General features: G+C 54.4%; 18 protein-coding genes. 8 read left to right on the top strand and 10 right to left on the bottom strand.

The genetic code is table 11. The features are described 5' to 3' along the window. Window positions 1–4 precede the first annotated feature (4 nt). Window positions 5–1,414 (top strand): hypothetical protein, encoded by a 1,410-nt coding sequence (locus tag KM934_RS03940; protein ID WP_215759321.1) that lies wholly within the window; start codon window positions 5–7, stop codon window positions 1,412–1,414. Then, entirely contained in the window at window positions 1,411–2,373 is a 963-nt protein-coding gene (locus KM934_RS03935; protein ID WP_215759320.1) for an acyltransferase family protein, read from the top strand. Before KM934_RS03940 ends, KM934_RS03935 begins: the two co-directional genes overlap by 4 nt. Here the strand turns inward: KM934_RS03935 and nadA are convergent. The 3 genes from nadA to KM934_RS03920 form a co-directional block, all read right to left on the bottom strand. After that, on the bottom strand, window positions 2,370–3,362 hold the full coding sequence (gene nadA / locus KM934_RS03930) for a quinolinate synthase NadA (protein WP_215759319.1): 993 nt from the start codon (window positions 3,360–3,362) through the stop codon (window positions 2,370–2,372). The two genes, KM934_RS03935 and nadA, sit on opposite strands and share 4 nt — an antisense overlap. A 544-nt stretch (window positions 3,363–3,906) precedes the next feature. After that, the gene (locus KM934_RS03925) at window positions 3,907–4,950 is read right to left on the bottom strand and encodes a glycosyltransferase family 9 protein (RefSeq protein WP_215759318.1); all 1,044 of its coding nucleotides are present in this window, start codon (window positions 4,948–4,950) and stop codon (window positions 3,907–3,909) included. Beyond that, on the bottom strand, window positions 4,947–5,555 hold the full coding sequence (locus tag KM934_RS03920; RefSeq protein WP_215759317.1) for a DUF4254 domain-containing protein: 609 nt from the start codon (window positions 5,553–5,555) through the stop codon (window positions 4,947–4,949). The genes KM934_RS03925 and KM934_RS03920 overlap by 4 nt, the downstream gene beginning before the upstream one ends. Before the next feature lie 220 nt (window positions 5,556–5,775). On the opposite strand from KM934_RS03920, the gene KM934_RS03915 reads away from it, so the two are divergent. The 4 genes from KM934_RS03915 (at window position 5,776) to KM934_RS03900 (ending at window position 8,738) form a co-directional block, all read left to right on the top strand. Next, window positions 5,776–6,012, top strand: a complete 237-nt coding sequence (locus KM934_RS03915; protein ID WP_215759316.1) for an acyl carrier protein — start codon at window positions 5,776–5,778, stop codon at window positions 6,010–6,012. 88 nt (window positions 6,013–6,100) lie between these two features. Further along, window positions 6,101–7,363 carry a beta-ketoacyl-ACP synthase II gene (gene fabF / locus KM934_RS03910; RefSeq protein WP_215759315.1) on the top strand — a complete coding sequence of 421 codons (1,263 nt, stop codon included), beginning with the start codon at window positions 6,101–6,103 and terminating at the stop codon, window positions 7,361–7,363. Further along, window positions 7,363–8,472, top strand: coding sequence for a ribonuclease III (rnc, locus tag KM934_RS03905; RefSeq protein WP_215759314.1), 1,110 nt, complete (start codon window positions 7,363–7,365; stop codon window positions 8,470–8,472). The genes fabF and rnc overlap by 1 nt, the downstream gene beginning before the upstream one ends. A 113-nt stretch (window positions 8,473–8,585) precedes the next feature. Beyond that, entirely contained in the window at window positions 8,586–8,738 is a 153-nt protein-coding gene (locus KM934_RS03900) for a hypothetical protein (protein ID WP_215759313.1), read from the top strand. A gap of 410 nt (window positions 8,739–9,148) precedes the next feature. Here KM934_RS03900 and KM934_RS03895 read toward each other — a convergent pair whose 3' ends face one another. The 3 genes from KM934_RS03895 to KM934_RS03885 all read right to left on the bottom strand — a co-directional run bounded on the left by KM934_RS03895 (window position 9,149) and on the right by KM934_RS03885 (window position 13,578). Continuing rightward, a complete protein-coding gene (locus KM934_RS03895) occupies window positions 9,149–9,964 on the bottom strand; it encodes a DUF3108 domain-containing protein (RefSeq protein ID WP_215759312.1) in 816 nt (271 codons plus the stop codon). An 11-nt stretch (window positions 9,965–9,975) separates the two neighbouring features. After that, complete coding sequence (locus KM934_RS03890; RefSeq protein WP_252344884.1) at window positions 9,976–11,916, bottom strand: Ig-like domain-containing protein; 1,941 nt, start codon at window positions 11,914–11,916, stop codon at window positions 9,976–9,978. Between the two features lie 150 nt (window positions 11,917–12,066). Then, a complete protein-coding gene (locus tag KM934_RS03885) occupies window positions 12,067–13,578 on the bottom strand; it encodes a GH3 auxin-responsive promoter family protein (protein WP_215759311.1) in 1,512 nt (503 codons plus the stop codon). 241 nt (window positions 13,579–13,819) lie between these two features. Between KM934_RS03885 and KM934_RS03880 the strand changes: the two genes are divergently transcribed. Further along, complete coding sequence (locus KM934_RS03880; protein ID WP_215759310.1) at window positions 13,820–16,684, top strand: family 43 glycosylhydrolase; 2,865 nt, start codon at window positions 13,820–13,822, stop codon at window positions 16,682–16,684. Window positions 16,685–16,840: 156 nt separating this feature from the next. Here the strand turns inward: KM934_RS03880 and KM934_RS03875 are convergent, their stop codons facing one another. The 4 genes from KM934_RS03875 to KM934_RS03860 form a co-directional block, all read right to left on the bottom strand. After that, complete coding sequence (locus KM934_RS03875) at window positions 16,841–17,818, bottom strand: DUF5030 domain-containing protein (protein WP_215759309.1); 978 nt, start codon at window positions 17,816–17,818, stop codon at window positions 16,841–16,843. 729 nt (window positions 17,819–18,547) lie between these two features. Next, on the bottom strand, window positions 18,548–18,694 hold the full coding sequence (locus KM934_RS03870; protein ID WP_215759308.1) for a hypothetical protein: 147 nt from the start codon (window positions 18,692–18,694) through the stop codon (window positions 18,548–18,550). A 133-nt stretch (window positions 18,695–18,827) separates the two neighbouring features. Beyond that, entirely contained in the window at window positions 18,828–20,315 is a 1,488-nt protein-coding gene (gene cysS, locus KM934_RS03865) for a cysteine--tRNA ligase (protein ID WP_215759307.1), read from the bottom strand. A gap of 120 nt (window positions 20,316–20,435) precedes the next feature. After that, window positions 20,436–20,885 (bottom strand): cupin domain-containing protein, encoded by a 450-nt coding sequence (locus KM934_RS03860; protein WP_215759306.1) that lies wholly within the window; start codon window positions 20,883–20,885, stop codon window positions 20,436–20,438. A gap of 219 nt (window positions 20,886–21,104) precedes the next feature. Here KM934_RS03860 and KM934_RS03855 point away from each other — a divergent pair, with 219 nt between their 5' ends. Further along, window positions 21,105–21,485: a winged helix-turn-helix transcriptional regulator gene (locus KM934_RS03855; protein ID WP_215759305.1), complete on the top strand. Its 381-nt coding sequence runs from the start codon at window positions 21,105–21,107 to the stop codon at window positions 21,483–21,485. Window positions 21,486–21,561: the final 76 nt, after the last annotated feature.

Genomic DNA, 21,561 nt, shown 5'->3' with positions numbered 1-21,561 from the left:
GACCATGCCCACAAGCCGCCAAGAGAGAATCGCATTTGCGCTGATGCTGCTTACCGCGCCCGCCGTGGTCTACACGCTGACGCTGCTACGTCCCACCTTCGACGATTGGACCTACACCACCTATCCCAACACCGACCCCGACTTTTGGAAGTATCTCCTGCCGTATGGCGACTATTGGCGACCCTTCGACGGTGCGTTCGGCTATGTCGTGGCGATGGGCGACCGTTGGTTTCCCACACTCAACCACCTCTGCGTCTACCTCGGACACGCTCTGGCAACGCTGTGGGTTTGGCTCATAGCCCGACGGTTGGACTTCCACCCGGCAGCGCGCCTCACGGCAGCCACGATCCACTATGTGTCGCCCGCCATCCTCGGCACACTGCTCTCCATCGACTCGCTCAACCAAACGTACGCCTCCTGTTGGGGCTTGGCCGCCCTGTGGGTGTACCTCAGCGGCAAGCGCCACGCCATTCCCTCGTGGCTCCTGCTGTGCGCCACGGCCACCCTGTGCAAGGAGAACGGCGCCATGTGGCTGTTCATTAGCCCTTGGGTGGGCTGGCTTTTCAACAAGGTTTCTGGGCGACAAGCCTGTCGGCATCTGGCGTGGGCGATGGGCCTGCTCATCGTTTACGGAACCCTCCGACTCGCATTGCCCAATAGCTATGAAAAGGAAGAGAACGCGTATTTCAACATTTCCCTGGCCGGAAGGCTATCCAACGTGGCCAAATATGTGCTGTTATCCTATACCTCTTTCGACTTTGTCAGCGTGTTCCATCGCCCGAGCCGCAACGTGCCTTACCTCTTGCTCACATTCACCCTGTCGGCACCCTACTTCGCGCTGAACCTTCTCAACGCCTACCGTAGGCGCTGCGACAGGCGGTTGTGGGGCCTGTTGGCAGCCTCGCTGGTGGCCGTCGCCCCCCACCTGCTAACCCTCTTCAGCACCATGCACGCCTATGCCGGACTGGCCCCACTGGCCTTGCTGGCCGGATGGCTCATGCCCAAGGAGGGAAACATCAGGAGGACGGCACTGGGCGCCCTGATTCTTTATGTCGTGTCGGCGATCGCCGTCGGCGCACGCCATTGGGAAAAGGCGTACCAATCGGGCATGGACGGCTACCAAATGGCCCTCGAAACCATCAGGCAGACGCACAAGCCCACACACCGCGTGCATTGCATCTGTGTGGACCATGGAGAGCACAAATACTCGAGTTTCTGCGTAATACCCTACGACTCCTACGGATGGGGCAACGCCGTGGTGTGGCAAACGGGAGGCAAATGGCCGCAAGAACTGCACGCAACCATAACGACACCCGACAACAACCCACAACAGATGGCACAGGAAAAGCTACGCGAGGGCTACGACCACGTGTGGATTGTGGATGGGAAAAACATTCAAGTCATTGAGCGATGAAGCAACTACGCGACATATTGTTCCTACAAACGTTCGGCATTATCCTTGTGGTGCTGGGCCATTCCTTCTACCAATTTCCCAGCGACACACCCTTCATAAGATGGATCTACGGGTTCCACATGCCCCTGTTCTTCTTTATATCGGGCTACCTGCTCAAGTATGTGCATGGCGACTTGGCCCATCTGCAACTCTCTGGGCGCACCGGATACATGGCGCGCAAGGCCCGACGGTTGTTGGTGCCCTATGTGGTCATCAGCAGCCTGTTCTTCGTTCCCAAGGCCCTGATGTCGCGTTATAGCGTGCGTCCCATCCAACTCAACCTTCACGACTACCTCGACCAGCTGCTCATTCCCTACCACAACGTGTTTGGCGCCTATTGGTTCATGCCCACGTTGTTTCTCGTGTTCATCGTGTTTATCTTGGCGCGAAAGACCCTGGGACGGCATGCCACCACCACGGGCGGCATGGTGGCGCTGGGCGCATTGGGCGTGGTCGACTGCCTGATGCCCTTCGCAAAGGACAGCCTGCTCAACATCGTCGGCGTGGTGTTCTACCTGTTCTATTTCGCCTTGGGCTACCAGTACCAAGCGTCGCGCGTGGAAACGGCCATCAAAAAAGCCAATGCCGCGATGGTTTTCATCACGACACTGGCTCTGTCTGTCCTATTGATGTATGTGCCCCAAGGCTCGCTGACCGACCTGCTCATGGCGCTCAACGGCATCCTGATGAGCATCGGCCTGGCGCTGCTCTACGAGCGCCGAGGCACCCATGCGCTCGACCACCTCTTTGGGTACACCTATACCATTTACCTTTATAGCGGCTTCTTCCAAATTGCGGCCCTCCAGGTGCTGCTCCACTTTGTGAGCCTGCCCCCGGTGGTGTATGTGCCATTGGCCTTCCTCATGGGCCTCTACGGACCGTGGGCCATGAAAAAAGCCTGGCAGAAGCTGCGCCACTAACTCAGTTCGAGCATTCGCTTGATGGGTTTCACGGCGTCGCGCGCCACGTCGGCGTCGATCTCGATGGCCGGCCATCCCTCCTTCAGCGCGTTGTAGATCTTCTGCAACGTGTTTTTCTTCATGTATTCGCACTCGTTGCACGAACAGCCCAACGAGCCCTCCGACACCTCGGGAGGCACGGGAATGAACTCCTGGTTGGGACAGGTGCGCTGCAACTCGTGGAGGATGCCCGCCTCGGTGGCCACGATAAACGAGCGCGTCTCGGGATGCTCCTGAGCATACTTGAGCATGGTGGCGGTGGCCCCCTTTACGTCGGCCACGGCCAGCACAGGCGCCTTACACTCCAGATGGGCCATGACAACGGCCTCAGGATGCTCGGCCTTGAGCTTCACGATCTCCGATACCGAGAATTTCTCGTGCACATGGCAACCGCCATTCCAAAGCAGCATGCTGCGGCCCGTCACCGAGTTGATGTAGTTGCCCAGGTTATAGTCGGGGCCAAAGATGATCTTGGCGTCGGCGGGGAAGCTGTCGATGACCTTCTTGGCGTTGCCAGAGGTCACCACACAATCGGTGAGCGCCTTCACGGCAGCCGTGGTGTTGACATAGCTCACCACCTGATAGCCGGGATGCTCGGCCTTGAAAGCCTTCAGGTCGGCGGCCTTGCAACTGTCGGCCAGCGAGCAGCCCGCGGTGAGATCGGGGCAGAGCACCGTCTTGTCGGGCGAGAGCAACTTACACGTCTCGGCCATGAAATGCACGCCACACATCACCATCACCTTGGCGTCGGCCTCGGCAGCCTTGCGCGCCAAAGCCAAAGAATCGCCCACAAAGTCGGCAATGTCCTGTATGTCGCCGGTGGTGTAGTAGTGGGCCAGGATGATGGCATCCTTCTCTTGGCACAGTTTTCGAATCTCCTTCTTCAGGTCGAGCGAGCTATCGACAGGCTCATCTACGAATCCTTTCTCCTTCCAGCTTTGTTTTACCATATCTGTTTTCGTTTCATGCCGGGATGGTTTTCAACGCCCTTTTATTATTATCTTTCTTTTTTTATTTTAAAAGAAAAAATAAAAGAGTATGATGATAGCCTGTGGAAATGTTGATAACTGAAACGCCCCAAAAGCGCCTTTCCCGCTATCCACACAATGAGTGGGCTTATCCACATACGTCAATCATATCTTCCGGTTGATTATCAATCCCTTAGCCGTTTATCCACAATTATTGTTATGTATGCAAAGTTAATAAGTTTATATCTTTTCCCCATCAAAAACTGTGGAAAAATGACTATAATCTTTTGCATAACCCTGTTGATATCCACGATTTTCAGGGTGTGGACCTGAAGTGTGGATAACCCCGAGGTTATGCACAGGGTTATCCCTACGCTTTTCAGCCAGTTATCCACAGGGTTTTCAACAACCTATTTGCGACAAACAAGCATAATAAAAAACGCCACACTCGGAGCGTAGGTTCACGGCGTGAATCCTATCGGTCCGAGTGTGGCGTAGTGTAAAATGTGAGAAGGATAGATGTGGCTTACAGGTTGGCCTCCACCTTATTTATTATAAGCTGGGGGTCGAGGGTCATCATGCAGGCATGGTCGCCCCTGAGGCATTTCTTGTTGCCGAAGATGGAACATGGGCGGCAGGGCATGTCGAGCTGCACGGCGTTGTCCATCGACTGTTTCCAGCCCAAGAAACCTGCGTAGGGATGCGTGGCGCCCCACACGCTGACCACCGTGGTGCCCGCGAGCGAGGCCATGTGCATGTTGGCGCTGTCCATGCTCACCATGACATCGAGATGGCTCATGAGCATGAGCTCCTCGGTGAGTCCGTGGAGCAACGCCGGCACGTTCACGCAGTTGGCGTGGCGCTCGGTGATGCCGCTGATGAGCTGCTTCTCCTTGTCGCCTCCTCCGAAGAGGAATATGCGGCACGACGGGTGGTTGTGGATCAGTGTGGCCACCACTTGCTCCATCTTCTCGATGGGATATGCCTTTCCGCGGTGCGCCGCAAATGGCGCGATACCTATCCACTGCTGGAATGGCTTCTTCTCGCCTATCTCGGCTGGCAGCTGCCTGAGGCTGGCCGCCGTGGGCATGAGCGGATAGGTTTGGCTCATGTCGATGGGGTAGCCCAACTTCTCGAACACTTGGGCGTAGTTCTCAAAGGCTGTGGGCAGCGGCTCGAGCACCTTGTTGTTGGCCGAGGTGAGTTGTCGGCGCTCTGGACGGTGCTTGTCGAGATGGGCCACACGGTAGCGGTCGAGGTTGAATCGCATACGCAGGTAGTCGGAGCGCAGCACGTTGTGGAGGTCGGCGATGGCTGTGAAGTTCTTCGCCGTGAGCCTGCGGTAGAGCGCGTTGAGCCCCTTGATGCCATGGTACTCGCCTTTGGTGTCGGCTCCCATGAACCCCACGTTGGGCGCAAGGTTCTCATAGAACGGACGGGCAAAGGGCCGCGACAGCACGGTGATGCGCACGTGCGGGTATTGGTGGGCAAGTGCGCACACCACTGGCACGGTCATGGCCACATCGCCCATGGCCGAGAAGCGTATGACAAGAATGTGGTCTGTCTTCATTTTTTGTTCCCGTAGAGCACTGGGTTGGTGCTGGGGTCGTTGTACATCTTCATTTGGCGGTACACTTTCATGTACTTCCTTCCAGCCTCAATGTCCTCCAGCAGCTGGTCGATGGCAGTGCCCAGGTCCTTCTGTTGCTCCAACAGGATGGCCAACTTGTCCTGGCAGCGCTGGCGGTGCTCTTCGCTGGCGTCGTGGCGCTCGGCCTGCTCTTTCATGTGGTAGATCTTCAGGGCGAGAATGCTCAGGCGGTCGATGGCCCATGCGGGGCTCTCGGTGTTCAGCCGAGCGTCGTCCTTAGGCTTGACGTCGCTGTACTTCTGGCGGAAGTAAGAGTCGATTTGCTCCACAAGGTCGGTGCGGTCCTGGTTGCTGCGGTCGATGCGGCGCTTCAGTGCCAAAGCCTCAATGGGGTCGATGTGTGGGTCGCGGATGATGTCCTCAAGATGCCATTGCACGGTGTCAATCCAGCATTTCAGGTACAAACGGTTGTCGATTTCATCGCGATCATAGGGGTTGTTGATAGGCGTGTCAACGTTGTCGATGACGTGGTAGTCTTCGATGGCCTTGTTAAAAATAACGTTGCAATGAGCTGTAAATGACATTCTTTATAGTGATTTAGATTTCGTGCAAAGATACCTATTAATTTCGAGATATGCAACAAATAACAGATAAAATAGTGACAGATATTTGCACAATGTATGGGTGTTTGTGCAAGCGAGAGTCACTTTTATTCAAAAATATTTGCGTATTTACCAAAAAATCAGTTACTTTGCAGCCTGTTTGATAAGAAACTAATAATAATCAATTTTAAAATTTACAATTATGTCAGAAATTGAATCAAAAGTTAAGGCAATCATCGTTGACAAACTGGGTGTAGACGAGGCTGAGGTTAAGTCTGAGGCAAGCTTCACTAACGATCTGGGCGCCGACTCACTGGATACCGTCGAGCTGATCATGGAGTTTGAGAAGGAGTTCGGTATCTCTATTCCTGACGACAAGGCTGAGACTATTCAGACCGTGCAGGACGCCATCAACTATATCCAGGAGAACGCCAAGTAAGTTGATAGCCATCCCGTTTAGCGTTTAGTGTTGTCTCGACAGATTGTCACCACACTAAACGCTAAACTTTTAACATCATTTTCAATCAATGGAATTAAAGAGAGTAGTAGTAACAGGTCTGGGTGCCGTTACTCCAGTCGGTAACTCGCCTGAGGAGACCTGGCAGAACCTCGTGGCTGGTAAAAGCGGCGCAGCACCTATTACACAATTTGATACGACGAACTTCAAGACGAAGTTCGCCTGCGAGGTGAAAAACCTCAACGTCTGCGATTACCTGGACCGCAAGGAGGTGCGCAAGATGGACCGCTACACGCAGCTGGCCATGATTAGCGCCATTCAGGGTGTCAAGGACTCGGGACTCGACCTTGAGACGGTGGACAAGAGCCGCATCGGCGTCGTTTACGGCGTGGGCATCGGCGGTATCCACACGTTCCAGGAGGAGGTGGTCTACTATGGTCAGCACATCGAGGCTGGTCCGAAGTTCAATCCTTTCTTCATCCCGAAGATGATTTCCGACATCGCTGCCGGACAAATCAGCATTCACTTTGGTTTCCATGGCCCCAACTACGCTACGACAAGCGCTTGCGCATCATCGACGCACGCTGTGGCAGACGCATTCAACCTGATTCGTCTGGGCAAGGCCGATGTCATCGTCTCTGGAGGTGCCGAGAGTGCCATCTGCGCCACTGGCGTGGGCGGTTTCAACGCCATGAAGGCTCTCTCAACACGTAACGACGATCCTGAGCACGCCAGCCGTCCGTTCAGCGCCAGCCGCGACGGATTCATCATGGCTGAGGGCGCAGGTTGCCTCGTGCTTGAGGAACTGGAGCACGCCAAGGCTCGTGGCGCCAAGATCTATGCTGAGATCGCTGGTGAGGGCATGAGCGCCGACGCTTATCACATCACCGCGTCGCACCCCGAGGGTCTCGGAGCCAAGCTCGTGATGAACGCAGCGCTCGAGGACGCTGGTATGTCGGTCAACGACATCGACTACATCAACGTGCACGGAACGTCCACACACGTGGGCGACATCTCTGAGGCCAAGGCCATCAAGGATGTGTTCGGTGAGCAGGCTTTCAAGCTCAACATCAGCTCTACCAAGAGCATGACCGGTCACCTGCTGGGCGCCGCCGGCGCTGTAGAGGCCATGGCTTGTGTGATGGCCGTGAAGAACGACATCGTTCCGCCTACCATCAACCATGAGGAGGGCGACGAGGATCCCGAGATCGATTATAACCTGAACTTCACATTCAACAAGGCTCAGAAGCGCGAGGTGCGCGCTGCGCTGTCAAACACCTTCGGTTTTGGCGGTCACAACGCTTGCATCATCGTTAAGAAATACGCTGAATAATGAACGTGTTTGTTTTCAGAGACTTGATAGAAACAATAAGGCTCCCTTTCCGAAAGGACAAGGAGCTTTATTTGTCTTTACGCAACATCATCGGTTTCGTTCCACGCGACATCAGCCATTACAAGATGGCGCTCATGCACAAGAGCGTCATGCACCGCAACAAGAAGGGTAAACCAGTCAACAATGAGCGCCTGGAGTTTCTGGGCGACGCCATTCTCGACGCCGCTGTGGGCGACATCGTTTACCACCATTTCCCCGGAAAGCGCGAGGGATTCCTCACCAACACGCGATCGAAGTTGGTGTCTCGCGAGACGCTCAACCGCCTGGCGGTGGAGATGGGCATCAACAAGCTCATCCTTTCGAGCGGCCATTCCATGTCGCACAACAGCTACATGGGCGGCAACGCCTTTGAGGCGCTCGTGGGAGCCATCTATCTCGATTGTGGCTACGACGCCTGCATGCGCTTCCTCAACAAGCGAATCTTGTCGCAGATGATCAACATCGACAAGGTGGCTTACAAGGAGGTGAACTTCAAGAGCAAGCTCATCGAGTGGACGCAGCGCAACAAGGTGAAGATGGAGTTCCGCGAGATCAGCACCGGAAGAGACCAGAGCGGCAGCCCCACGTTCACCTATCAGGTGTTCATGGAGGGCGTGGCAGGTTGCGAGGGACAAGGATTCTCGAAGAAAGAAAGCCAGCAAAAGGCCTCGAAGGACACGCTCAACAAGCTGAAACGCGAGCCGCAGTTCATCGACGCCGTGTTTGCCGCCAAGGGCAAGCGCACGAAGATGGAGGAGGAGCCTGTGCAGGCCTTGCCCGATACCTGCGAGAGCTCCGCGTTCATCGTGACGGATGGCACCCAAGCGGTTGCCGACGAGAAGCACGAGACGGCCTTCCGAGAGCGTGTGTTCACCGAGAGGGAAAGTGCCGTTGACGAGCGTAGGGCCGCCGTCAGCGAGATGGGTGACGCCGAAAACTATTCGATGGCCGGCACCGAGAATGCTGACAACGAGTTCGACCTGAGCGACATCAGCGCCAAGGCCCAAAGCCGTGAGGACATCATTGCGGCCGCCGAGAAGGAAGCCTTCGGAAGCTCCCATGAGGCATGATGGCCACTATCATCAAAAAATACTAAGCTGTAAATATTATTACCAGTATCTGATGAAGTGTGCGTAGTGCTCCAACCATAAAGCGCGCACGTTCCGATAAACATATTGTGCAGTTGAAAAAAATCAAGGAAAGCTTTCCTATGGTGCTTATAAATAGCATTATAGGAAAGCTTTTACTTGTTTTTGCTTATCTCATTACAGCAAACTGCCGTTTACAAACGCTTTGTCTCTTTCTTGAACAACCCATCCAAGACATTGTTGGCTGATGCTGATTGGGAAGAATTAATAGCAAACCTGGAATGTGCCATACCAAACTTTCGGATAGTAAGATTTGAGACTGAGCAGATTTCGAAAGACTGTTACCGTTTATGCGTTTTGATTCGCTACGGCTTTAAACCATCCGAAATAGCTCTCATCATGGGAAAGACGACCTCTTTCATAACGAAAACGCGGCAGTTTCTTTTGCATAAGATATATCAAGTTTCAGGCACTGCGCAAGAGTTTGATGTCAGGCTCTTGGATATCTTTTAACCCAAATCGGTCTAATGACCGTTTGTGGTTTAGGGTTCAAACGCCTGTAACCACGTAAAACGCCACAAGCTATCAGCAATGTTCTGATGCTTGTGGCGTTTCGTTTTGGGGCTTCAGGCGGTCTACAAGGCCGCTTTTATCCCGCTTATTTCACCCTTGATGTGATGGGGCTCTTGGTTCCTTTCATTCCTGTGAGGAACGCCTTGGCCGATCCGAAGCGGAGGTGCATATCGAGCCTTACGGGCACATGGTTCTTGTCGTCGGTGACGAAGAAGTCCACAATTTTCTTGAATCCCTCCCCTTTCTCGTTCTCGAGGTATGCCAGTTTGATGCATCTGTAGGTGTGTCCGTCGTCGGTCTTGACGTTCACCTTGCCCTCATAGCGCAGCCGGGCGGGGTATCGCCCGTTTCCGTCGGCCATGGGGAAGTTCACGTCGTGCCCTTTCCGCCATCCCGTTGGGTTGAACGAGCGTGCGCGTAGGAAGATGCTCATCATGTCGAACACGCAGTCGTTGTAGGTGTGTTGCTCCCACGAGTGGGTTCCGTTGCCGTGCTGTCGGTGCTGCTTCACGTGGCATTTGCCGTTGGGGTAGCTGTAGAACACCTCGTCTACGGTGTATCGCGATCCCTCGCGTGCTCCTTTTCTGTAGTAGATGGGCTCCAGGTCGAGCGTGTTGTAGCACAGCAGGGTGTCGCGCAACACAAACATCTTGTCGACCTTTTGGTTGCCTCGTGTGATCAGGCTGCTGCGCCATGCAGGCTGTCCGTTGCGCTTGCTCTGAACCGTTGAGAACGAAGCCGTTCCGGCCTTCACCCACACGAATTTCCAGTTGTAATAAAGATTATAGGACAGAAACTCGCCCGACTTGAATGCGTCGTTATGGAACCCACACTGCGCCTTTGCCGGCAGCATGGCCAGCATGAGGCAGCATGCCAGGAGAAATGTTTTCGCTTGTTTCATGATACTTAGTGTTACAAGTTGTTGTTTGGTATGTACTCTATGCCCAGCTTCTTGGCTCGCTCCTCGTTGCGGTGCTTGATGCTCTTGGCCTTTTCGCCTTTCTGCTTGGTTATCTGCTCGGGTTTCTGCTTGTTGAAGGGACGCGCGTTGGGATTCCATGTCAGCGTGAGGTCCCATTTGGCCCTGCACTCAATGGTCTCGGGATAGTAGTAGACCTTCTCTGGCTGCCGGTCGGCGTCGTAATCGCCCGTGTCCCACTTGCCGTTTTGGTTTTCGTCGAGAATCATTCGCATGTAGTATTTGCCCGCCTTGAGGTAGAAGAACTCCGCCTGCCCGTTGTGGGTCGTTGCTTCCTTGACCACTTGGTCCGATCCGTCGAGCAGCTGTGCGATGACAGGCTTCCCCTCCATGCCCTGCAGGGTCATGAGGAGCGTGGCGTACTTGTCGAGCGACCTGACGCGCACCCCCTGCTTGATGGCTATCGAGGCTTGTCCGTAGATGGATTGGAAGGCGGCGCTGTCGATCTCCAGGCTGTATTCCATTTCGGGTTTCCATGCCGCCTTGAGCACGAAGGTTTGCGAGTCTTTTCGGCCTATGCGGTATGGCTCGGCGTACCATAGCGAGTCGGTGGGTTGGTGCGAGTAGAGGTGTATGTGGGCTGTGTCGACGTCGTTGAGCGGTTTCTTGGCCGTTATCCAGATGTTTTGGTCGGGATCCATCTCGCCCAGGGGCGCCATGTTGATCTTCAGGGGCTCGGGCCTCATGAGGGTGTCGTAGGGTTCCCCGCGCTTTTTCAGCTTGTCCTGCTCCTTCTGCCATTGCTCCATCTTTTTCTTCAGGTCCTTCGTTCGCTTGGCGTAGGTTTCCTTTGAGATGATCTTGATGGTGTCGGTTTGCAGCTGCAGCGTTCCGAGCGTGTCGGTGATGTGGTGCGTGAGGGCCATGGTCAGCGTGTCCTGGTTCACCAATGTTGTGTCGCGCAGCCAATAGGTGATGGTGTCCTTATGCTCCGTTGGTTCGATGATAAAGGCGTTGTTGGCGTTGAAGTTCAGTCCGGTGATGCTGGGCAGAATGCTGTCGCCGTAGGTGTAGAAGAGCGTAAAGTGGTCGGCCTCCTTTCGTTCGGCCTTGAGATAATACCTGTCGGTCATCACCTCGTTGAATGCCCTGAGGCAGATGTTGTCGGGCAGGAAGTGGGTGTAGGGCACCGTTTTGATGCTGGCAATGTGTAGCGAGTCGAGCCATGTGGTGTCTTGTCGTGTGTCTTCCTTGAACGAGGGCACGACCCGTTCGTGCTGGAAAGCCACCATTTCGCTCTTTTGGCTGAACACGAAGTCGCCATCCGCATCCTGCAAGGCGTAGATGCGGTAGGTTCCGGGCGCCACGCCCTTGATGGTGAAGTGTCCGCTGGCGTCGGTCTTCGACACGCGCAGCATGGGCTTCTTCTTGAAATAGTCGTTCGAGATGCTGTCGTAGAGTCCCACGAGAATGCCCTTCACGGGCTCCAGGTTGCTGGCTTCCACCACATATCCCGACACCTCGAGCGTGTCGATATGGTCGCCTGTTGAGAAGCTGTAGGTGTAGCTGCCCATGGGGTTTCCCTCGTTGTTGTCGCTGATGGCGCTCGAGAAGTCGATGGTATAGGTGGTGTTGGGTTTCAGCGAGTCGAGCAGCTCCACGCTGATGCGCTTTCCTTGTCCTTTTATTTCGGGCTGGTTGAGCTGCGGTGGCGACACGACGACGTTCTGTGAGGGGTTGTCTATTTTGATGAACTCGTCGAAGTTGATGTAGATATGTCTTCGGTTGACGTTGACGCCCTTGTCGGCGGGTGAGCAACCGATGACGCGTGGCGGCGTCTCGTCGTACCATCCTCCGTCGGGGCTGCCCATCTTGGCGCACGACATGAGCATGAGTGTGGCGACGAAAAGTGTCAGCAGGCTGATTGCGCGCATGGTCACCGTCTGCTTTTCCTTTCGTAACTGCTTGCTGTTATCTGTCTTGTGGTTCATCTTCTAATTGGCTTTTTCTTACTGATTATCAGTGGGTTGCGGCGCTGTGTGGCCGTTTCCCCACGATGGCGGTTGCCGTTTCCCCATGGGTTTTTAGCCCTTGTTCATCTCCAGCAGCTCATCCATGTTCTTTCGTGAGTTGCTCAGTCGGGGCACCTTGTGTTGTCCGCCGAGGCGTCCTTTCTGCTTTAGCCAGTCGTTGAACAGTCCCTCTTTGGCCTTCACCACCTCCAGGTGCTGCAACGTCACGTTGTGCGAACGCTTGGCCTCGTAGTCGGAGTTGAGCTCCTGCAACTTCTCGTCGAGCGCCTGTGCGAACCGCTCCAGGTTGTCGGGGTCTTTGCTAAACTCGATGAGCCACTGGTGCCGGCACTTGGCGTTCTTGTCCATGTAGACCGGTGCGGCGGTGTATTCGAGCACCTGTGCGCCCGTTTTCTCGCAGGCGTAGGCCAGTCCCTTCTCAGCGTTGTCCATGATCAGCTCCTCACCGAAGGCGTTGATGAAGTATTTTGTTCGTCCTGTGATGATGAACTTATAGGGTCGTTTGGATGTGAACTCCACCGTGTCGCCAATCATGTATCGCCACAATCCGCAGCTGGTGGTTATCACCATGGCGTAGTTGCGTCCAATCTCCACCCCTTCGAGCGGCACCACCGTGGCGTCGGGGCGTCCCACTTCCTCGAGCGGAATAAACTCGTAGAACACACCATAGTCGAGCATGAGCAGCATCGATCGGTCGGTGGGGTCGTCTTGTATGCCAAAGAATCCCTCCGAGGCGTTGTATGTTTCCATGTAGTGCATCTTCGAAGAGGTGATGAGTTGCTCGTATTGTGAGCGGTAGGGGGTGAAGGCTATTCCTCCGTGGAAGAACACCTCCAGGTTGGGCCACACCTCCTCGAGGTGCTTCTTTCCCGACAGCTCCATGACGCGTACGAGCACGCTGAGCATCCACGAGGGCACACCCGATATGTTGGTGATGTTCTTATGCAGGCACTCCTGTGCGATACGGTCGCGCTTCACCTCGAAGTCTGATAGCAGCGCCGTGCGCTTTCTGGGCACTCGCATGAGGTTTACCAGCGGGTTGATGTTTTCGATGAGGATGGCGCTGAGGTCGCCCACGAGCGATCCGTCCACGTTGTAGTTGGGCGAGTGGCTGCCTCCCAGTATGAGCGACTTGCCGTCGAAGAGCCGGCTGTTGGGGTTGTTGCGGAGGTAGAAGGTCACCACGTCCTTGCCACCCTGGTAGTGGATGTCGTGCAATCCCTCGGCCGAGACAGGTATGAACTTCGACTTGTCGTTGGTGGTTCCCGACGATTTGGCGTACCATTGCACCTGTCCGGGCCACAGCACGTCGGCCTCTCCGTGGCGCATGCGGTCGATGTCGCGCTTCAACTCCTCGTAGGTGTTGATCGGAACATTCTTGGCAAACTCCTCATAGCTGTTCTTGGGCGACAGCAGGTGGTTGCGGCCATATTCGGTGTTGGAGCCTCTTTCCAGTAAGTGGCGCAGCACGGCTTCTTGCAAAGCCTCGGGCTGGGTGTAGTGTTTCTCCAGTGCATACTGGCGGGGCTTAAAGAATTGGCCCACTATTTTTGTTAAACTCATGCGTTTAATGACTTATATTTAAGGTGCAAAGTTACCCTAAAACTTTGATATTATAGTAAAATTTAGTTATTTTAATGATTGGAAACGATTGCCCCCTCTCCCCCACCGACCTGTAGACCATAACGTTCGGAATGGCATAAACGTAGAAAAACACTTATTTTCTCGCCTTTCTTGTGTTCCATTTGGTTATTTTGCCTTACCTTTGCAACCATCAACCAAGCTATCTTAAAAACTAAGCTATATGTCGAAATTATCTACCCTTCTACTCCTTTCGGCTTTGTCGCTCACTTCGCAGGCTCAGCACACGCTGACGCGCTCCGAAGCCATGACCCTCTACACCACAGAGGCGCCCAAGCGCGTTTCGGTTCATGACCCCTCGGTGGTATGGGACACGCAGAGCCAGCAGTATTACATCTTTGGCTCGCACCGTGCGCAAGCCCGCACGGCCGACCTTTACCAATGGACCCACATAGCGCCCGCCATACCCTGGGGAACGGTCGTTGGTGGGGCCATCGTGCCGGGAGCCACCAATCAGGAGGCGTTTGCACATCCGCAGGTAACGAGCCTCACCACCGCCGCAGGCCGTACCATCAGCCTGCCCAACTTCGATGCGGCGGCCTGGTCGGCCCTGGCTTCCAAGGATTATAATGTCGACGGCAACCTCTGGGCGCCCGATATCATCTACAATCCGGTGATGAACAAATGGTGCCAATACCTCAGCATCAACGGCGACAGCTGGGCTTCGAGCGTGGTGCTGCTCACCGCCGACAACATCAATGGTCCCTATGTTTACCAAGGGCCGGTGGTCATTGGTGGGTTCAATGGCAAGAACGCCAACTCGTATAAGAACACCGACCTCGAGCAGGTCGTAGGCACACAGGCCTCGTTGCCCAGCCGCTACAACAAGCAAGCCAAGTGGGGCGATACATGGCCCAACTGCATCGACCCTTGCGTGTTCTATGATGAGAACGGCCAGCTGTGGATGTCGTATGGCTCCTGGTCGGGCGGAATATTCATGCTTAAGCTCGACGCCAAGACCGGCTTGCGCGACTACGACGCCACCTACCCCCTTACCGGAAGCGGCGCCAATTACACCTCCGACCCCTATTTCGGCAAGAAGATAGCCGGTGGCTACTACGCTTCGGGCGAGGGATCGTACATACAGCACATTGGCGACTACTATTACCTCTTCATGTCGTATGGTGGACTGACCTCCGATGGTGGCTACGAGATGGAGGTGTTTCGCTCGAAGAACCCCGACGGGCCCTATGTCGACCCCAAGGGCACATCGGCCCTCTTCGACCGTTATCTCATGAACTATGGCACGAACGGCAGTTTCCGCGGCGAGAAGATTCTCGGCAGCTATGAGAACTGGGGGTTCATGACCACCGGAAAGAAGACTTCCTTCAGCACGCCAGGCGAGCTGTCGCAGGGCCACAACTCGGCCATCACCGATGCGCAAGGCCGCAGTTTCCTCATTTACCACACCCGTTTCAACGACGGGTCGAAAGGCCATACGGTGCGTGTTCACCAACTGTTCACCACGAGCAACGGCTGGTTGGCCGCCGCCCCCTTCGAGTTTACGGGCGAGACCGTCAACGACGACAGCATTGCCACGCGCCAGCGTTTCAGCGCCCACGAGTTGGCCGGAACCTATCAGGTGCTCGTGCATAAGCAGGGAGTGGACTATATAAACCGCGAGACGGTGAAACCCATCGCCGTGACCCTCACCGAGGACGGTAAGGTGACGGGCGCTCTCACCGGCACCTGGAGCCTCACCGAAGGCACCTCGTATATGACCCTCAAGGCTGGAGGCGACACCTACCAGGCCGTGGTGGTGGAGCAGCACATGGAGCCCTATACCATCAAGGCCATCGCCTTTACCGGAGTGGGCACGGCGGCCACCGTTTGGGGCTATAAGATGGCGGACGCCTACGCCTTGTCGTACCTGCTCCGCACGGCCACCATGCCTGTGGGCCAAGGCAAGACCGTCAACAGCAACGTGAACCTCTATGGCGTTACCCAAGGCTACGACAATGTGAGCGTCGCGTGGAAATCGTCGAACCCAACGATCCTCAGCGACGATGGACGCTACAACCCCGAGGCCATGACGGCCGACAACATGCCTGTCGACCTCGTGATGACGCTCACCTCGGGCGACTGGCAGTGTGTCGACACCTTCTCGGTGAACGTGCGCAAGACCACCATTCCGGACCAGGCCGACATAGAGAGCGGCACCGTGGCTTATTACAACTTCGACAACCGTCCGATCGTCAACGCCTTCGATTCGGCCCAGGTGGCTCTCCTGAAGGGCCAGTCGGGGGCCTCCGTGCCCTCGCTGCAGGCCGACCACGAGCGCAGCGGACAGTTTGTCCACACCCAGTTTGGCGCCAGCGGACGCGCCAGCTATGTGCAGATGGACAACCCGCTCAACGGTGCCACGCTCACCGATGGCTTCACCGTGTCGTATTGGGCCCAGCTCACCGACGAGAACCTGTGGGACTGCCTGTTCAGTTTCTTCAATCCCCTATCGCAGGCGCGCCTCTACATGACGGGCAACGCCTATGTGGGCTACAACAACAATACGGGCAACTGGATCGACCTCAACCATCCATCGACCGTTACGACGGGCTATCTCAATGCCGGCAAGTGGGCGTTTGTCACCATGACCGTGTCGCGCACCGACGGTGTGAAGCTCTATGTTGATGGTTCGCAAAAGAACATCAGTGCCGTGGCGGGCTCGCAAAACGGCACCAGCATCACCACCAAGGCACAGTTCGACTATAACGAACTGGTCGACTTTGTGGCCTCTTGCTCCAATATGTACTTGGGTTACGGATCGTTCTGGGGATCGGCCGAGGCGTCGTTCGACGACCTGTTGGTATTCAACCGTGTGCTGACGCGCACCGATGTGCGTGCCTTGAACATGGCCGCCAACCGCGAGCACAACTTCACCCCCACGGGCATCGTGGCGCCCATCGCCAACCGTCGCGCCACCGCCGACCCGAAGGTCTATAACCTCCAAGGCCAGTGTGTGGGATTGTCGCTCAGCGGTCTGCGCCCCGGCGTATATGTGCAGAACGGAAAGAAATATGTTGTGAAGTAGCGTGTGGGGCATTGTGCCCGTGGAAACGACGGTAAGCGTTACCATGTTTCAACATTGATAAAGAGCTCCCCATCTTCCGAAGAGAGAAGGTGGGGAGCTCTTGGGGTTAAGCGGGTTTCGATGATCCGAATGGCACTATCTCTTGGCTACTTCTTGTTAGGGAATGTCCATGTAATCTTTTATTATCCATCCGTTATTATTAACCGTAACCAGATAATACCGTCCCATCATGGTGCGGAAGTCGGCTGTGTAATAAGGTAGAAAAAAATCTGTTGGCAAATGTTCAATTTCAAAGCGCATTTCAGAAAATGCAATGCGTACGTTCTGGTCAGGTTCTTGTGGCAGCAACAACTCCAATGTATATTCCCCCCTTGCCTTTTCGTGTAGAAGAACAGAGAACTGACATTCGATGTTTCTGATATCTACTGCAAGATTAAGAAAGTTGCTCAATGCGAATGTGCTGATATCACTTGTTGCATGCCAGTCGCCATCGAGAACGCGTTGGTTGAAACATTGGAAGAAGTTTGTGGGGCCAGAGTAATAATTGTATGCTACCTGTGTGCCATCGTAGAAACTTGAAACGGCAGGATGGCCGGAGACAATGAACCCCATGTAATTCTTGGGCGAAAAAAGCCATACGACATCGCCATGGTACCAATCAGACAAATGTTGCCAACGTTTGGCTATTTGGGCAATGTGTTTTGGGCATTCCTGTCCCTTTGTATCTGTTAGACTTTGTAATAGTAGATTTGTGTTTCTCCAAATTCCCCTAAATGGTCTTAATCTTTTTTCAGGACATGATTTCATCACTTCCGTTATGATAACTGCCGGATAATTGTTTCCTCCAATAAAAGGGGCCGTCAATGAATCGAATCCCGCATAAGGATTATTGCTTGTGGCATACTTGTAGTTCTGATAGAAGGCTTCTTTCATTTCCTTAACAGTAACACTGTCTTTGAAATGATTTTGCTTAAGCCATTTGTGTATTTGAAGGTGGCAAGTGCGATTGTATATGCGAACTTGATTTTCCATGCCTAAATCAGGAAAAACATAGTCGCTCTGGGCAATAGCGATTATCGGCATTAAGCAGACATTTGCCACCCAAATAGCCTTTAAAAGAAAACGATTTAACATATCCAAAGGATTTTTGTTATTTTACTCGCATATATCCCCCATCAGGATCAGCTTCATTATATATAGTTTGAGGGCAAAGATAAACATTTTATTTAATTATTAGATATTGTAAATGTTAATAAAATGGACTTACCTGACATTTAGAGATGATTTGAACTTCTGTTCACTTCTAACAGTTTTTGGCTTCAGATGGCTTCACCGCTTCTGAGTGTAAATACTTACAAGCATCCTTCATCACTCCAATGTGGATGAATCTGAGAGAAATCTGGGTAGGAGAAGCCTGCGAAGGCATCAGGTTGAAGCGTTGTGCCCAATGTTGGACGAACGTGAATTATGCCAACAATCTATAGTGAAAACTACACATTTCTTTTCTTTCACGGAACTATTTGGCCGAAATACGCAATTCTCGGTGTGTTTACGTAACATGTTATTGTTCAAATGGTTGCGATGATTTTTGGTAATTCTGCACTCAGAGTTTGACCTCACGCATTGCCGTTGGGCATGTTTCGCATTGCGAAACATGCCCGATCGTAAGGCGATACCTTCCCAACGGTGGCTCGGTTTGGCGTCTTTCGCAACCCGATACATGCCTAACGGTACGCGCATCTCTCATTTTTGGCGCTACGATGGCGCAAAAATGGCATTTTCGTTGTCTATCTCGCGCAAAATTCCAACACAACTTTTTAACCAAAAAACTGGACGAATGGAACCCGTCGCAACTCTCTTGGCCTACTTCACCACCTTGCGCCCGTTGAGGATATACACGCCGTGGGCGGGCGGTGTGGTGAGCCTTTGGCCTTGCAGGTTGTAGAGCTCGCTACCGCTGGGTGTGTCGATGGTTGTGTGGTCGATGGCCTCGTTGCCGCTGCCGTTCACCTTCTGTGGGTTAAAAAAGATTGCGCTTGCAACTCCGTAAAGGTTGCAAGCGCAATGGCTGTAAGGATAACTTTTATGTTCATGTGTGTCCTTTGTGTGTTCGGAAGCGTTCTCGATGAGCTCGAGTAAGGGGCTATGAGAGCTTCCAGGTCACGCCATCCTTGGTGTCGTTGACCTCGAATCCGGCTTCGGTGAGCGTGTTGCGAATCTGGTCGGAGGTGGCCCAATCCTTGGCCTCCTTGGCCTTTTGGCGCATCTCGAGCACCATGTCGACAATCGTTCCGTAGGCCTTCTCGCGGGCTTCGTTGTTGGCTCCGCGGTTGTTCTGCAGTCCGAGCACGTCGAAGGTGAACAGACTCATGGTGTCGGTGAGCTCCTGCAGGTCGTCGGCAGAGATCTTGAGCTTGTGGTCGACGAGCTGGTTCACCAGGTGGCAAGCCTCGAAGAGCGCGCTGATGACGAGCGGCGTCTGCAAGTCGTCGTTCATGGCGTCGTAGCAACGCTGGCGCAGGGCGCGCACCACCTTTTGCGTATCGGGTGACGATCCCTTGGCCACCTGCACGCGACCGAGGTCGGCAATGCCGTTCATCAGGCGGTCGTAACCCTTCTGGGCGGCCTTCAGGGCGTCGTTGGAGAAGTCGACCGTGCCACGGTAATGGGCCGAGAGGATGAAGAAACGGATGGTCATGGGCGAATAAGCCTGCTCCAGGCTGTCGTGCTCACCCTTGAAGAACTGCTCGAGTGTGATAAAGTTGCCGAGCGACTTGCCCATCTTTTGGCCGTTGATGGTGATCATGTTGTTGTGCATCCAGTAGTGAACCATCTGGTCGCCCTGCGATGCCACGGCCTGCGCAATCTCACATTCGTGGTGGGGGAAAACCAGGTCCATGCCACCTCCGTGGATGTCGAAGTGGGCGCCCAGGTACTTGCGGCCCATGGCGGTGCACTCACAGTGCCATCCGGGGAAGCCGTCGCTCCATGGCGAGGGCCATCGCATGATGTGCTCGGGCTGCGCCTTCTTCCAAAGGGCGAAGTCGGCTTGGTTGTGCTTCTCCGACGTGCCGGCCAGCTCGCGGCTCTTGTTGATGATGTCCTTGAGGTTGCGGCCTGAGAGAATGCCGTAGTGGTGGTCGCGGTCGTACTTCTCAACGTCGAAGTAAACCGAGCCGTTTGATATGTAGGCATAGCCGTTGTCGAGAATCTCTTGCACGAGCTGCTCCTGCTCGATGATGTGGCCGGTGGCGTGCGGCTCGATGCTTGGCGGCAGCACGTTGAGCATCTCCATGGCCTTGTGATAGCGGTTGGTGTAGTATTGCGCGATCTCCATGGGCTCGAGCTGCTCGAGGCGTGCCTTCTTCTCAATCTTGTCGTCGCCCTCGTCGGCGTCGTGCTCCAAGTGGCCTACGTCGGTGATGTTGCGCACGTAACGCACCTTGTAGCCCAGGTGTTTGAGGTAACGGAAGAGCACGTCGAAGGTGATGGCCGGGCGCGCGTGGCCCAGATGCGGGTCGCCGTAAACCGTGGGACCGCAAACGTACATGCCCACATGGGGGGCGTGGAGAGGCTTGAACAGCTCTTTCGAGCGTGTCAGCGTATTGTAAATCAAAAGATTCTGTTTCATGCTTGCTAATGTTTTGCTACTGTGTTGGTTGTTGCAAAGGTAGCTAATAATCTTGAGAAACAGAACCTTTCGACACCCTTTTGTAGGGAAAAAGCATTAAAAGAGGTGGTGACATGAGGCTTACCACACCACCTTCTCGCCGAGAATGACCCCGTCGGTGGCGTCGTCGGCGGTGAATGTGGCACCGCGATATTGCACGCAGAGCATGACGAGCGGCTCCGTTCCGTTGTTGCGAACCGAGCGCTTGCCAGCGGGCGCCACGCGCACCACACTACCCTCGCCTACCGCGAACACCTCGCCGTCGACCTGAAACTCGCCCGTTCCGCTGAGGAAGAAATAGAGCTCCTCGTGCGTCTTGTGGGTGTGGAGAAAGCCTGTCTCGCTGCCTGGGGCGAACGATTGGAAGGAGAAGTCGCCTCCGGTGGCGTCCAGCAGCGCGCCGCCAAACACCTTTCCGGGGATCTTCACCTCCGGACCGAGTTGCAATTCATACTGGTTGAGTTCGCTCATGGGGCCAAACGTTGCTGCCGTGGCGTTGGTCAGCGACTTGATAATCTTTGCTTCTTTCATGTTGTTCTGTTTTTGTTGGTTTGCGATGGCAAAGTTAAGCCAATTCGGATGCTCCCACAAGAAGGCACTTTGGCGTAACATGGTTACCTCTGCGTAACCATTGTTGAGCAACAATAGGTTAAGTTTTGGAGGTTTAACTATTATTAACGCATTTGACTTTTGTCTTCCATTGCCAAAGGTTACTTTTGTAGCCTAATAATGAAAAACATTGGTTAACCCATGCCCAAGGTCATTAAGGAAACCGTCTTTACGGATTGCCCCATCCGCAACGTGCTGGCTCGCATCAGCGGAAAGTGGTCGTTGCTCGTGCTCTATACGCTGGACCGCAACGGCATGTCGCCCATGCGTTTCAACCAACTGCGCCGTGCCATCCCCGACATATCGCAGAAGGTGCTGACCACTACCCTGCGCACTCTCGAAACCGACGGGCTCATCTGCCGGAAGGTGTTTGCGGAGGTGCCTCCGCGAGTGGAGTATTCGCTCACCGAAAGGGCATTGACGCTCATCCCATTGATCGACTCGCTCATCAACTGGGCGGCCGATAACATGGCGGACATCGTGCGCGACAGGGCGCAGGGCATCGAGCCTGTCACCACATGACGGCCATTGCCAAGGTGCGAGAAAATATTAACCCCATCAAATTAACAGAACAATCAGCTATACAATCAGCAAATTC

The organism is Hallella faecis (assembly GCF_018789675.1).
GTDB lineage: Bacteria > Bacteroidota > Bacteroidia > Bacteroidales > Bacteroidaceae > Prevotella > Prevotella faecis.
This window is presented reverse-complemented; position numbering and strand designations above follow the sequence as displayed.